Below are 14,790 nucleotides of genomic sequence, written 5' to 3'. Positions count from 1 at the left end.
ATATTTAACTCTGAAAAAAAGAAAGTAAATAATATAGTAAAGGCAATACCAATAAAAGGTTTAATAAAAATAGAAGTTAAACTAGCTTTTGTAAATTTTGACGAACACGTATTATAATTCAAAAATAGTAGAATAATATTTGTAATAAGAGTTGCAAATGCTGCACCGCCATAGTCATAAGTAGGGATAAGAACATAATTAAGAAATATGTTAATTGCTGCAGATATAAAATATATTTTTGCGACTGCTTTTTGATTATCAATAGAAATTAGAAAATGAGATAAAAAAGAATTCATGGATATAAATACTAAAGACCAAATCAATATAATAAACACATCTGCAGAATTGCTAAATTGTTCCCCATATATAAAATGTATAAGATTATCCGACAATATTGTTGCAACAACGGCAACAAGTAGCATAAATATAACAATATATCTTAACCCATTTATATATATATATTTTAATTTTTCATTTGATGTGACGGCTAGTGACGACATAACAGGAAACAATGTTATAATACTAGCTTCCACAAAAAAACCAATTGGTTCATTTAATTTTGTTGCAGCAGAGTAAAGTCCTACTGACACATCTCCTTTAATAAATGAAAGCATCAATATATCTACTTGATAATAAAAAATCCATATAACGTTAAAAAAAGCGATTGGAATTGCATTTTTCAGTATATTCTTCCATAATTGAAGATTTAACCCTATTTGCAAATTGATGTATTTTCGTGAAAACAAATAACTTGCAAGAAGTCTAATTACTTCTGAAAATAAAATAGCAATTATTATCTGTAGAAGTGAACCTTTAATCATTATGATATAGAGTATAATAACTGCCGAAGATATCCTAGATAATAATTTAGGAATGACAGTATATTCCATTTTTAAATTTGTCTGAAAAATAGTACCATATAGATTACTTAGAGAAGCAAATAATAAATTGAATGATGCAATCGATACTAAAATCTTAGTAGTTATCGGATATGGCAAGAAAAAAATACATATGATTGAAACAATAATTGCCATAACTGTAAATATTAGCTTAATCACATAGCTATTCCCGAAAATTAAAGATGATTTAGAATAATCTTGTGACATTTCTCTCACTAATATAGTTTGTATCCCAAGATCAGTAAGTATACCAAAAAAAGCAGTGTAAGCATAAATGAAACTGTACTTTCCAAAATCAGCTATCCCTAAATACCTAGCAAGAATAATCGTTACAAATAAAGAGATTAACTTGAATAATATATTACCTATTATAACAATACTTGTGTTTTTAAGCATTTTTTGGAGAGTATTCACACCGTGTTGATATACAATATAACTATAAAAAGGATATACATGTAGAAAAAGAGCAAACTATTTATTTGCGAATCAAGGCTTTTAAATTACGGCTCTGTAGAAAATAATCATATTAAAAATGACCCATATAAACACCTTCTAAATTTTTAACTGATCGATATACTTGACCTCTTTTAACAGAAATCAATATCAATTTATCGCAGAGTCATATAATACCAATCAATTAGAGATCATCAAATTAGAATTTTGATTTAAAAGCCTACCTATTTTATCAATAAGACCTACCTCAAAAAAAGTAGCAGCAGCTCTCTCCAAAGATTAAAATAGTATAAATATGGCCAGTCTCATGAAGGATATTTATACTTATTATAAAGGAGTTCTCTTTGAGGACTCCATTCAAAACGATATTGATTAAGAGAATGTGTCTGTTTGCCGATTGCCACATTTTCTAAACATTGACGACATCGCACAGCATGTTGAATTCCTAACAAGATTGAATATTGAAGCTGATTCGTATGGCTTTGGATGGTGCATATGATTCATTCAATAACTATGCAGATATCTGGAACTATTTGAATATCAATCCTACAATAGGTCTACCTTCTGATGCTGTAATCAGTACAGAAGGAAGAATTGAGCGAATCAACTATGGAATTAATAAAATGTGGAAAAGTGGGGGTGATCCCCACTTTCCACTTAACAGGAAGTCAAAAACAGGAAGAGAAAAACAAGTTGGCATGTATCTGAGAAATAAGAATATGGAAGATACATAATTCCAGAAGAAAAAAGAGACAAGGCAAGATTGAGAAAGGTTCCACAAACACATAAAACATCTTCTCAAATTTGATGTTAGATCAATTAGAATGAAGAACAGAGAACTGTATGTTACTGTAAACTTTGTTGTTTATCAACTGATGTTACTTACAAATTTGCAGAACAATATAAGAGATCCAAACTGATTTGCAAATTATGTTTGAGAATAATTGCTTATCAAATTAGAATGGAGGAAAAGAGGAGCTAATTTAATAATCTCAATTAATAAAATGGCATCACCAGTCAAATATATATACTATTTCATACATGTGCTATCTAGTAAAATGCAAGATGAAAACAAAAACATAATAATTATCCTATTAGTACTTGCACTTTTCACAGGGGCAACAATAGAACTAAGTGAAGGTTCTACTATAATGGGTGTAATTCTTTTTATAATAGCTGCAATCTTGATTTCCAGAATAGAATTAAGAGGAACAGAAGGGTTGTTACAGAGCTCAAGAAACTTTATGCTCATAGGTGGTTTCATTGTAGCTGCAGATTTAATATTCAATTATATAAACAGCAGTGAACTGGGAACACTTGATTCAATGGTCTTTTTCCTCGGCATTTCATTAATCGCAATGGGTACAGGAAGGAAGGATTTTAAGCAACTTGGAGAATTCGGTTTTTACATATCTTCTGTGTTCACCGGATTATACCTGATATTCTATTCATCCTTCGGATATTTCAACATAGATTTTATCCATCTCTTTGACCATTATTTTGTCCTTATGCCAACTGTAGCAGTTATAAAAATGCTTGGAATACCCGTTGAGATAATAGCCACAGAAACTGTTATCCTATATGGTTCTGAACCCATGACCATAGTAATTGGCGGGCCCTGTTCCGGACTCTATTCAATGTTCCTGTTGATAGGTATTGTAGCTGGATATTCAAGAATAGAAAAAATGGAAATTAAAAGGACACTTAGTTTGTTAGGCTTTGCAGTCCTTATTGCATATATTGCAAATCTTATCAGAGTACTAATCTTGTATATTACTGCATATCTCTATGGAATGGATACTATGATGATAGTTCACACCCACATAGGCTGGATGATCTTTGCAGTCACAGCAGGCGGTATCATGTACATCGTCAACAGAAAATAAAAAAATAGAACGCATTTTAGCGTTCAATTAACCTCTTTTTAAATATCTTGATAGATATGATCATCAGGACTATAACAATACCCATATAAACAAAGCTAAGTCCGAATACAAGCAGGAATTTGAAATCTTTGAGTATAAAAGTAATAGCCACGATTAGCCCAAAGAGAATGATCGAATAAGAAATAAAGCTGAAAAGCATTGCCTTTTGCCAGTCTTTGAGACTTGTATAAAAATAATTAATCTCTGATAACATACTCAAACCTCAACTCCATCCAGTACTTTTTTGATTGTTTTTTCCTGACAGTCATCAGCATCTACATTAGCAATGGTTCTCAAACGTGTTGAAATATCGGGCCTCATGTCAAAAAGAGAAAGGTGAATGTCGAAAAATGAATTTACTTTAACAGGATTCATGGCATATAAGTGAACATGACCGGGGTTGAAATACTCCATAGAATTAAGGAGAATATCATTGTGCAATCTTTTCAATGCGGATGACAATACAGATTTATTTCCCATAATCTTAGCTGTTTCTATATCAGCATTTGATGTTGAATCTGACGAACCGATATAAACGATCAGTGAACATGGAAGCATTACAATTCCCATAACAACAAAGCGTATGAATTTTGGAGCAGGATCCTCTTCCTGACCAAAACCGCTCAACATGGCCATCCAGAGAGCAGTGGTAGAAAACGAAGCAATGATGCCTGCTATAAGTGCTACAAAAGTATTTTGAGACACATTGCCTTCCTTGATACGAACAAGTTCACGGGCGAACACCATTTCCAGCCCATCCTCTTCCAGAAGATGTAGCAATCTGCGGGAAACTACTATATGAGATACTTTCTTTGAACCCACTGTGAAAATTATAGGAACAGATGATTCAAATAGATGAACTTCCGGCTTTTTTACAGAAAAAATACTGCAAAGACTATCTAACATAGGATATACATATTCAAACTCACCTGAGGGTATATCCTGACATCCATACCACTTCAAAATAAAACGTGATGAAGATAGATACATAACCCTGCTCAGTATGAGAACAATAATAAAACTCAAAACTCCCGGCACCAGACCCCCTAAGTAGAATATAATTGATACTACAGGAAAAGTAATCATAATAAACAGAAGATATATCCAGACATTATTTCTAATGATAATCCCTCATTTTTAAATTGAAGCCGTTTTATTCCAAAGTTGATATACAATAGCACCCTATACTTATATATTTTAGCAAATAATTACCTTCAACTCATAAATATTTCATTCATATTTCATAACCAGATTAACTTACAAGGATCAAGTGAATAGATGTTTGGCAAAAATAAATGCAAATACACCCAGGATCTGAAAATATCATTCTTGATAGCATTACTATCAATCGTGTTTATCCTGATTCCGCCTTTTAGTGAAACACCATTTAGGATACTTTTTGCATCGATATTGATATTTTTTTTACCAGGGTATGCTTTTATTTCTGCCATGTTCCCAGGAAACCGGGAGATCTCAGGAATTGAAAGATTCACACTGAGTGTAGGTTTCAGCATTGTAATTATGGTATTTGATGGATTTCTTATCAGTCTTACTGTATGGAAATTCAGGCCAAACTCAATTGCAATCTCACTTGTATTACTCACATTCCTATTTGGAATCATAGCTTATCTGACCAGGAAACGCCTTCCATTGGAAGAACAATTTAGCTTTTCATACAAAGATTTCATCTACTCCCTTACAGCACCGGAAACATGCAATGTTGAGGAAGAGAGGGAGGTTTGTTACGATGAACATATAGAAGACAAGCGTTTTGCTGCCAGAAACAGGAAAAAGATAGCTTCGATGCGCAAGACATCGAAAGAAATGAAAAGACCTGCCTTGCAAACCGGTGAAAGATTGTCTCCCGAGATCACAAAGACCCTTATTATAGCAATGGTACTTTCAATCGTCATTGCGGGTTCAATGTTTGCCTACGCCAAAGCTACCAGGGAAAAAGAGACATTCACAACATTATACATACTAGGTCCAGATGGTAAAGCTGAAAACTACCCGGAAAACTTCTCAACAAGTGACCCGATACAGATAATAGGAGGGGTTGAGAATTTTGAATATGCAAAGATCAACTACACGCTTGAGATAATTCTGGATGGAACAACGCTGAACACAATGGAAATAACTCTTGATTATGAAGATAAGTGGGAGAAAGAGCTTACAATAACCCCTACAAAATCAAAGCAAGGAAAACAGAAGCTAGAACTTGTATTATATAAAGAAGGGTTAGAAGGTTTTTCATATAGAACAGTACATCTCTGGGTCAATCAGGTATTAAGCACTGAGCCGGTTCAGACGAATGAACATGAAGTAATTGATTTTGCAGAAATAGTAAATCCATCTATGGAATCTGAAGAAGGATGGGAATTCATCACCACTAACGACACCATAGCTACAGGCTACTACATGAACAATTCAGGAATATATTCATCGAAGGCATATGTCATTAATGCAAGCTATGAAGGAATGGTTAATCAGTACACTACACACACAGTACAACAAATAATACATAGTAATGAATCAGCCAATGTGGTACTTTCCTTCTACCTTAAGGACACATACACCAAAGGCACTGCAGACAAAGATGAAACACAGTTCAAGAGAATAGTGTTCAACAACGAGGTCATATGGACTGATGGCATTTATGGTGATGAAGGCTGGCAACATGTTGAAATACCTGTTACCTTACAAGAAGGAAACAATACACTTACTTTTATGCTCCTTCAGGAAAAACTGCAAGAACTACACCCAGTTGAAGTGATAATAGATGAGGTTACTTTCATACCAGAATCCGCATTATCACCTTACATAAAAGAAGACAACACCGTTGAATTTGAACTCCCTACATCATGTGTATTGCCACTTCCAAAAACAAGTAACTCCAAGTTTACTGTAGAATGGAATGGAACTGATTCTGAATCAGGAATATACTACTATGATATACAATACTCTACAGATGGAATCATATGGAAGAACTGGATAACGAAGACGATCACAACGTCAGCAGAGTTTGAAGGAAAAGAAGGATACACATATTACTTCAAATCAAAATCAGTAGACAATGCACTAAATGAAGAAGGAAATAAATCAACATATGATGCCAGTACCACTGTAGATACATCTGCCCCAACAATAGAATTAGATATTACACCTAATCCGACTAGTGACATAACGTACCTTACTGTTGAGGCAAGCAAACCGCTTCTTTCAGTAAAATGTGTAATTACCCCACGCAATTTTGGTGCTTCAGAAAATATAGAACTTGCAACAAATGATAATATTACATGGACAAGTAAATATGCAGTCGAAGTTCAGGATACATATGATATAGAGATAACTGCCAAAGACTATTCAAATAATACAGCCTACACATTTGGTACACTATACACAGATGAAACATTAGAAGAACTTACAATTGACTTTGAACCATCAAAGACATCTGATGAAGTGGAAATTACTGTTACATCGTCCACCGCATTAGAAGAAGAACCCACAGTTGTTGTAAAAGATAGATACGGCTACAAGCTAGAAGTTAATTATGAAAGTTCAGATGACAATGAGTATATATATACTGCCACGACTGATGATGACGATCTAGATTATACCATCCATGATGGTACAGCACGCGTAACTGTCACTGCAAAAACTGTTGACTCATTGACCCTCTATGAAGAAGATACCTTTATAATAGATAGGGTCGACCCTACAATAAAAAGCATCAGTCCTGAGGAAGAGGCAACTATCAATAAAGACAGTATTTCCATCACAGCTTCTTATTCTGATGATCGTGCCGGTATTGACAAAACAAAAATTACACTTTTAGTAAACGGCATAGATGTAACAGATAATGCGGAAATAGATTATAGTTCAATATATTACCTTGCAGAAGGACTGGAAAATGGGAAGGTTGAAGTTCAACTTACAGTAACAGACCAAGCAGGAAATACAGAAAAAGATGAATGGGTGTTCTATGTATCAGCATGACACGCATCATCATTATAATGAGCATGAATTTCATAATGTATTGCGAAAGTATAAATAGAAAAGATACAAAAGAAAGAATACAGTAAAAATCTTTGAAATATAAGAGGTGGTACGAAATGAAGAAAATAATTACTTTATTGGTAATATTAACTCTTGTGGCCATAACAGGGACCGCAAGTGCAGGACAGAGTGCTGATTTTACAGATGACCAAGGTGTGTTGCTTCCTAAATTTATAACATTGGATGTAGGGGTTCCTTCTGATTATTCAATAAGATTATTCCAATATAATGATACCCGCGTAAAGTATAATGTTACATATGCTTCACCTGGCCTTGATGTAACACTTGATCATGAGTATGTTGAGAAAGCAATAGATAATATAAACATTGCTGGAGTCGATTATTTCTTGGATGTTGACTTAGTGACAGTAAATATAACAGATTCACAGGAGGTTGCTGTAACTAAAGATGGATATTCAGCAGTAGTACTGGCTCAACAAGTAGACGAGCAAGGAAATGTAATATATCAGGACACGTTGAAATTAGAGGCCAGTGCATCTCAAGCGTTTAATGCAAGAATCCCAGAATTCCCAACAATTGCACTTCCAGTAGCTGCAATTATCGGCCTTGCATTCTTCATGCAGCGCCGCAAGGAAGAGTAAGTTAACTAACTTACTCCTATTTTCTCTTTTTAAACTCAATTTTAACTCTAAAACTTATATTCTTTTAAACCCATACTTCCCTGAATAACATCAGAAGATGATTATCATGGAAGAACTAATCACAAAATTATCTAATAGTCATGGAATATCCGGTAGCGAAGGCAATATAAGAACCATTCTTGAAGAAGAACTCAAACCTTATGTTGACGAGATAAGAACTGACAAGATGGGGAATCTTATAGCAACCAGAAAAGGAGAAGGCCCTTCAATAATGCTTGCCGCACACATGGATGAGATAGGCCTGATGGTCAAATACATCGACGACAACGGTTTCCTCAAGTTTGTAAAAATTGGAGGATGGTATGACCCTACGCTCCATAGTCAGAGAGTTATTGTCCATACCACAAAAGGACCAATATCAGGAGTGATTGGCTCCAAACCACCACATGTCATGAAGCCTGAAGACAGGAAGAAACCACCTGAGGCAAAAGATATGTTCATTGATGTTGGTGCAAAGGACAAAGAAGATGCCATTAACATGGGAGTAATTGTTGGTACACCTGTTTCCATGGACCGTGAGGTAAAGAAACTCGCAAATGGAAAAATAACCGGAAAAGCATTCGACAACAGAGCAGGATGCGCAATTATGATCGATGCAATGCGCCAGTTGGCAGAAATGGATATAAAAGCAACCATTTATGCTGTCGGAACCGTACAGGAAGAAGTTGGACTTAAAGGTGCACGTACTTCAGCTTTTGGACTTGATCCTGACATTGCAATCGCAATTGACACTACAATCCCCGGAGACCATCCGGGTATGAGCAAGAATGAATCCTCAATTGACACCGGAAAAGGAGGAGTAATTACAATAGCTGATGCAGCAGGAAGAGGTATAATCGCAGCACCACAGGTGATCAAATGGCTTGTTGAAACCGCAGAAAAGAATGAGATTAATTACCAGACCGATGTTGGCGATGGAGGCACTACCGACGCAACAGCCATCCACCTTACAAGAGAAGGAATCCCTTCAACTGTACTCAGTGTCGCAACAAGATATATCCACTCACCTGTAGAAGTTCTTGACCTTGCAGACTTGCAGAGCTGTTCAGACCTTTTAGCAAAGGCAGTTCTCAGCGTAAATGACTATTTCTAAAAGGGTTTACTCCCTACTACTTTTTTTTTGAATTCAAAAACCATTTAGATAGTATCATGACAAGATTAAACACTCCGGCGAAGGCGGCACATTCCACCATCACGAACTGAAAATGCTGAAAGCGACCTTCCACATGAAATAGTAACCTGCCACACAGTGACAAATCATGATAAATTAATCGTTATACATATATAGCACTTCAGTGTATCCCTCTAAGCTGTTGCTACTCAGTGACAGACAAATATCGTGAGGGATTATATTATTCGAAAATGTCCGGTTTTTAGACACAACTCTTAGAGACGGCGAACAAACACCAGGCGTAGCGCTTACCAGCAAGGATAAGGTAGACATTGCCACAAAGCTTGATGAGCTTGGCGTTAATGTCATCGAGGCGGGTTCAGCTATTACCTCGGAAGGTGAACGTGAGTCTATAAGAGCCGTGGTTGCTGAAGGATTGAACGCAGAGATATGCAGTTACTGCAGGATAATGAAACCAGATGTGGATTATGCGCTGGCATGTGATGTAGATTCAATTCACCTTGTGGCACCCGTATCAGACTTACATATCAATGTGAAGCTCAAGAAAGACAGGGAAGCCGTCAGGAAGATGGCCATTGAGACCACAGAATATGCAAAGGAACATGGACTTGTTGTAGAACTCAGTGGTGAAGATGCCTCGAGGGCAGACGTTGACTTCCTCAAATCATTATATAATGACGGAGTCGATGCCGGTGCAGACAGATTATGTTATTGTGACACTGTAGGTTTACTTGTGCCTGAAAAGGCAGAACTTGTTTTCAGTGATATCTGCTCAGCAGTAAAGGCACCAGTTAGTATTCACTGCCACAACGACTTTGGTCTTGGAACTGCTAATACAATAGCAGCCTTAAGAGGAGGAGCACAGCAGGCCCACGTGACCATTAATGGAATAGGTGAAAGAGCCGGAAACACTGCACTGGAAGAAGTTGTGATGACCATTGAATGGTTATACAAACACAAGACCGGAATTAACACAAAAGAGATCTTCAAGACCTCAAGACTTGTAAGCAGGCTCACAGGCATACCTGTGGCACCTAACAAATCACTCATAGGCGGTAATGCATTTACCCATGAAGCAGGTATCCACGTACATGGCTTACTGGCCGATACATCAACGTATGAACCCATAAAGCCGGAAGTACTTGGAAGAGAAAGGAAGATTGTTCTTGGAAAGCATGCAGGTAAGAGTTCTGTGACACTTGCTGTAAAGGAAATGGGATTTGAGGTTGATGATTCACAGTTACATGAAATACTTAACCGTGTAAAGGAACTTGGAGACCACGGTAAGAAGGTAACCGATGCAGACCTGCAGACGATAGCTGAAACTGTCCTCAGTATTGAGAGAGAAGCAAAAGTCATTCTTGAAGAATATACTGTTGTATCAGGTAACAAGGTTACACCCACAGCATCTGTCAAGCTCAAAGTTGACGGACAGGATGTCGTAGAGGCAGGTATTGGAGACGGACCTGTAGACGCAGCCTTTGCAAGCATCAAGAAAGGCGTATCAGGAATTGCTGATGTCCAGCTTGAGGAATATCATGTAGATGCCATCAGTGGTGGAACTGACGCTTTGGTAGAAGTACTTGTGAAACTTTCAAAGGATGGAAAGATGGTAACAGCCAGAGGATCAAGGACAGATATTGTAATGGCATCCGTGGAAGCTGTTCTTAACGGAATAAACAGCCTTATCTAGAGATTTCAGAAACATATAAGGCAGATACTATCAATTAACGCAGATAATTTACATTTCAGAGGTTTTATATGACTGAATCGACGGAAAAAATGACAGGTGCCCGAGCCCTCATCGAGTGCCTGTATAGGGAAGGTGTTGACACCATATTCGGATACCCCGGCGGTGTACTGCTCCCTATATATGACGAAATTTATGATGCGGACATCCGTCACATACTTGTCCGCCACGAACAGGCTGCTGCCCACGCAGCGGAAGGGTATGCAAGAGCAACAGGAAAGACCGGAGTATGTATTGCAACTTCAGGCCCTGGTGCAACAAATCTTGTAACCGGAATTGCAAACGCATACATGGACTCTATACCAATGGTGGTTTTCACCGGACAGGTACCAAGCAGCCTTTTAGGTAACGATGCATTCCAGGAAGCAAATATCACAGGTATAACAATGCCTATCACAAAGCACAATTACCTTGTGCAGGATGCAAATGAGCTTCCAAAGGTCATCAAAGAAGCGTTCCATATCGCATCCACTGGCAGACCAGGACCTGTACTCATTGACCTTCCAAAGGATATTACTGTACAGGAAATAGACTTCTATTACCCTGACAAAGTTGACCTTAGAGGTTACAAACCAACATATCAGGGTAACCTGCAGCAGGTAAAAAGGGCTGCTTCTGCAATTAAAGAATCAAAGAACCCTGTGATCTATGCAGGTGGCGGAGTCATAAGTTCCGATGCCAGCAAAGAACTGATCGAGCTTGCAGAAAAAATAAAGGCTCCTGTGACAACAACCCTTACAGGCATGGGCGGATTCCCTGTAGAACATGAACTTTTCCTTGGAATGCCAGGAATGCATGGTGCAAAATATGCAAACTATGCAATACAGGAATCAGATCTTCTTATCGCAGTAGGCGCAAGGTTTGATGACAGGGTTACCGGAAAACTCAAAGCTTTTGCATCTAACGCAAAGATCATCCATATAGACATTGACCCTGCAGAGATATCAAAGAATGTCAAAGTCGATGTACCAATCGTAGGTGACGCAAAGTGGACCCTTCAGAAATTGCTGAAATATGCAGAACCTGCACAGTCTGAGAAATGGCTTGACAGGATAGCACACTGGAAGAAAGTACATCCACTTCATTATGTTGAACCTGCAACTGGTGACGGAATCAAACCACAGTACATTATCGAGCAGATTACCGAGGCATGTAAAGATGCAATCATCGTCACTGAAGTAGGACAGCACCAGATGTGGGCTGCACAGTACTTCAAATTCAGTGAACCAAGGACATTTATCACATCAGGTGGACTTGGAACAATGGGTTACGGATTCCCTGCATCCATCGGTGCAAAGATCGCAAGACCTGACAAAGTTGTCTTTGACATCGCAGGTGACGGTTCATTCCAGATGAATTCACAGGAACTTGCAACAGCCGTTCAGGAAAACGTACCTGTAATTGTTGCTGTTTTTAATAATGGTTACCTTGGAATGGTAAGACAGTGGCAGGAGCTTTTCCACAACAGGAGATATTCTGCAACATGTATCCAGAACAGCGTTGACTTTGTAAAACTTGCAGAAGCATACGGTGCACTGGGACTCAGAGCTACCAAGCGTGATGAAGTACGCCCTGCTATTGAAGAAGCTATTGCATCAGGCAGGCCGACAGTCATTGACTTTGTTGTTGAAGAAGAGGAGAATGTTTCACCAATGGTACCGGCAGGTGCTGCGATCAACGAAATACTTGACCTGGAGAGGAAAGAATGAGACACACACTTGCAGTTCTGGTCGAGAACAAATATGGAGTACTCTCAAGAGTCGCAGGCATGTTCTCCAGAAGAGGTTATAACATTGACAGCCTTACGGTAGGAGTCACTGATGATCCTACAATTTCCCGCATGACCATTGTTGTCATGGGAGATGATGAAGTACTGGAACAGGTCACAAAGCAGCTTAACAAGCTCATCGATGTGATCAGGGTCACAGACCTTAAATCAGAGGAATCAGTTGATAGAGAACTGGCTTTGATCAAAGTCAATTCAGACGTGACAAACCGTTCCGAAATCATGCAGATAGCAGACATATTCCGTGCACGCATCATTGACGTTGCTTCAAAATCCATGATCATTGAGGTGACTGGTGACGACGGTAAGATAACTGCAATCGAACAGTTGCTCAGGCCATTCGGAATTAAGGAAATGGTAAGAACCGGAAAGGTTGCGCTTAGAAGAGGACAGAAGAGTTCTTAATTATTCAAACACTTATAGGTGTTTTAATTTAATGACATATTTTGATTAGAGGTACATACAATGGCACAAATGTATTATGATAACGATGCAGACCTTAATATGCTTAAAGGTAAAAAGATCGCAGTAATGGGTTACGGAAGTCAGGGACATGCACAGGCACAAAACCTGCATGACTCAGGACTTGACGTAACAGTCGGTCTTAGAGAAGGAAGCAGACGCTGGAAACAGGCAGAAGAAGACGGCCTTAAGGTCATGACAGTTGCAGAAGCAGCAAAGATGGCAGATGTCGTCCAGATTCTCCTTCCTGACGAAGTACAGTCACAGGTATACTACAGCGAAATTGAGCCAGGACTTGAAGCAGGTAATGCAATCGTATTCTCACACGGATTTAACATCCACTACAACCAGATCATCCCACAGAAAGACATCGATGTCTACATGGTAGCTCCAAAGAGCCCCGGACACCTTGTAAGAAGAACCTATGTAGATGGAGCGGGAGTTCCTGGTCTTGTAGCAGTCTACCAGGACGCAACCGGCAAGGCAATGGAAATGGCACTTGCACACGCAAAGGGAGTAGGATGTACCCGTGCAGGAGTCTACAAGACATCTTTCCGCGAGGAAACCGAGACTGACCTCTTTGGTGAGCAGGTAGACCTTTGTGGTGGTGTCGCATCACTTATCAAGACTTCCTTTGAAGTACTTGTAGAAGCAGGTTACCAGCCAGAGATGGCATACTTCGAGACATGCCACGAGCTTAAGCTCATCGTCGACCTTATACACGAGGGCGGCCTTGACAAGATGTGGTACTCTGTATCCAACACTGCAGAATATGGTGGAATGACAGTTGGTCCAAAGGTTATCAACGAGCTTTCCAGAGAAGCTATGTACGAAGCTCTTGACAGAATCCAGAACGGAGAATTTGCTCGTGAGTTTGTACTTGAAGGCAAGGCAAACAGGCCAGTCCTCACTGCAATGGAGAGACAGGACAGAGAACACCCACTGGAAGTCATTGGTAAGGAGATCAGATCCAAGATGCCATGGCTCAACAGTGAGCTTAACGAAAAGTAGACCTATTGGTTTACACAACCTTTTTTTATTCTTTATTACAGACAACCTTACAATAATTTCTTTCTAACCGGAGGTATCGATATGCCTGAAGTAATTGACACAATCCTTTCAAGAAGAAGCATCAGAAAATACACAGATGAAGCAGTTGACGATGAAGACATCATAACCATACTTGAAGCAGCAAAATGGGCACCATCCGGACTTAATAACCAGCCATGGAAATTCATAGTCATCAAGGATAAAGGAACTATGAAGGAACTGGCAGGCTGCACACATTATTCAGAAATAGTCATGAATGCACCTTTGTTAATAGCAGTTCACCTTGACACTGAAACGATGTACAACAAAACAAAGGATATACAGGCCATCGGTGCCGCAATACAGAACATGCTGCTTGCCTGCTGTGACCTTGGGCTTGGTGCAGTATGGCTGGGAGAAATCCTGAATCAGTCAGATAAAGTTAACTTGATTCTCAATTGTCCTGATTCTCTGGAACTTATGGCAGTACTTGCAATTGGCAAACCTGATGAAAGTGGCAAAAGTCCATCCCGAAAGGAACTTGAAGATATGGTTTTCAGCGAAAAATACGGCGAAAAGTTTTGAGGATATAAGCTAACTGTCAGAAAACAGATACAAAAAAAGGAGGCAGAGACG

14 protein-coding genes are annotated in these 14,790 nt (G+C 38.5%); 10 read left to right on the top strand and 4 right to left on the bottom strand.

Features of this window, described 5'->3' with window-relative positions; translation table 11 throughout:
• The coding region (locus FKV42_RS03295) for a flippase (RefSeq protein ID WP_154808814.1) at positions 1–1,295 on the bottom strand (1,295 nt) is incomplete at its 3' end.
• A gap of 533 nt (positions 1,296–1,828) precedes the next feature.
• On the opposite strand from FKV42_RS03295, the gene FKV42_RS03290 reads away from it, so the two are divergent.
• Positions 1,829–2,086 carry a hypothetical protein gene (locus FKV42_RS03290; protein WP_154808813.1) on the top strand — a complete coding sequence of 86 codons (258 nt, stop codon included), beginning with the start codon at positions 1,829–1,831 and terminating at the stop codon, positions 2,084–2,086.
• Between the two features lie 210 nt (positions 2,087–2,296).
• Positions 2,297–3,238, top strand: coding sequence for an archaeosortase C (gene artC / locus FKV42_RS03285; protein WP_230375459.1), 942 nt, complete (start codon positions 2,297–2,299; stop codon positions 3,236–3,238).
• A 16-nt stretch (positions 3,239–3,254) separates the two neighbouring features.
• Here artC and FKV42_RS03280 read toward each other — a convergent pair whose 3' ends face one another.
• The 3 genes from FKV42_RS03280 to FKV42_RS14085 form a co-directional block, all read right to left on the bottom strand.
• Positions 3,255–3,491: a hypothetical protein gene (locus FKV42_RS03280; protein ID WP_154808812.1), complete on the bottom strand. Its 237-nt coding sequence runs from the start codon at positions 3,489–3,491 to the stop codon at positions 3,255–3,257.
• A 2-nt stretch (positions 3,492–3,493) separates the two neighbouring features.
• Positions 3,494–4,315 (bottom strand): M48 family metalloprotease, encoded by an 822-nt coding sequence (locus FKV42_RS03275; RefSeq protein ID WP_196214030.1) that lies wholly within the window; start codon positions 4,313–4,315, stop codon positions 3,494–3,496.
• 203 nt (positions 4,316–4,518) lie between these two features.
• Entirely contained in the window at positions 4,519–4,728 is a 210-nt protein-coding gene (locus tag FKV42_RS14085; RefSeq protein WP_230375466.1) for a hypothetical protein, read from the bottom strand.
• On the opposite strand from FKV42_RS14085, the gene FKV42_RS03270 reads away from it, so the two are divergent.
• From FKV42_RS03270 to FKV42_RS03235, 8 genes are all read left to right on the top strand, one after another.
• Entirely contained in the window at positions 4,628–7,273 is a 2,646-nt protein-coding gene (locus FKV42_RS03270) for a DUF1616 domain-containing protein (RefSeq protein ID WP_230375464.1), read from the top strand. The two genes, FKV42_RS14085 and FKV42_RS03270, sit on opposite strands and share 101 nt — an antisense overlap.
• A 116-nt stretch (positions 7,274–7,389) precedes the next feature.
• Positions 7,390–7,935: a PEF-CTERM sorting domain-containing protein gene (locus FKV42_RS03265; protein ID WP_154808809.1), complete on the top strand. Its 546-nt coding sequence runs from the start codon at positions 7,390–7,392 to the stop codon at positions 7,933–7,935.
• A gap of 106 nt (positions 7,936–8,041) precedes the next feature.
• The gene (locus FKV42_RS03260) at positions 8,042–9,088 is read left to right on the top strand and encodes a M42 family metallopeptidase (protein WP_154808808.1); all 1,047 of its coding nucleotides are present in this window, start codon (positions 8,042–8,044) and stop codon (positions 9,086–9,088) included.
• A 253-nt stretch (positions 9,089–9,341) separates the two neighbouring features.
• Complete coding sequence (locus FKV42_RS03255; protein ID WP_154808807.1) at positions 9,342–10,820, top strand: (R)-citramalate synthase; 1,479 nt, start codon at positions 9,342–9,344, stop codon at positions 10,818–10,820.
• 68 nt (positions 10,821–10,888) lie between these two features.
• A complete protein-coding gene (locus FKV42_RS03250; RefSeq protein ID WP_154808806.1) occupies positions 10,889–12,586 on the top strand; it encodes an acetolactate synthase large subunit in 1,698 nt (565 codons plus the stop codon).
• The gene (gene ilvN, locus FKV42_RS03245; protein WP_154808805.1) at positions 12,583–13,068 is read left to right on the top strand and encodes an acetolactate synthase small subunit; all 486 of its coding nucleotides are present in this window, start codon (positions 12,583–12,585) and stop codon (positions 13,066–13,068) included. The genes FKV42_RS03250 and ilvN overlap by 4 nt, the downstream gene beginning before the upstream one ends.
• A gap of 60 nt (positions 13,069–13,128) precedes the next feature.
• Positions 13,129–14,136: a ketol-acid reductoisomerase gene (gene ilvC, locus FKV42_RS03240; protein ID WP_154808804.1), complete on the top strand. Its 1,008-nt coding sequence runs from the start codon at positions 13,129–13,131 to the stop codon at positions 14,134–14,136.
• Positions 14,137–14,217: 81 nt separating this feature from the next.
• Positions 14,218–14,739 carry a nitroreductase family protein gene (locus FKV42_RS03235; protein ID WP_154808803.1) on the top strand — a complete coding sequence of 174 codons (522 nt, stop codon included), beginning with the start codon at positions 14,218–14,220 and terminating at the stop codon, positions 14,737–14,739.
• The last annotated feature ends 51 nt before the right edge of the window (positions 14,740–14,790 follow it).

The sequence above is a fragment of the Methanolobus vulcani genome (assembly GCF_006546655.1).
Lineage (GTDB): Archaea > Halobacteriota > Methanosarcinia > Methanosarcinales > Methanosarcinaceae > Methanolobus > Methanolobus vulcani_A.
This window is presented reverse-complemented; position numbering and strand designations above follow the sequence as displayed.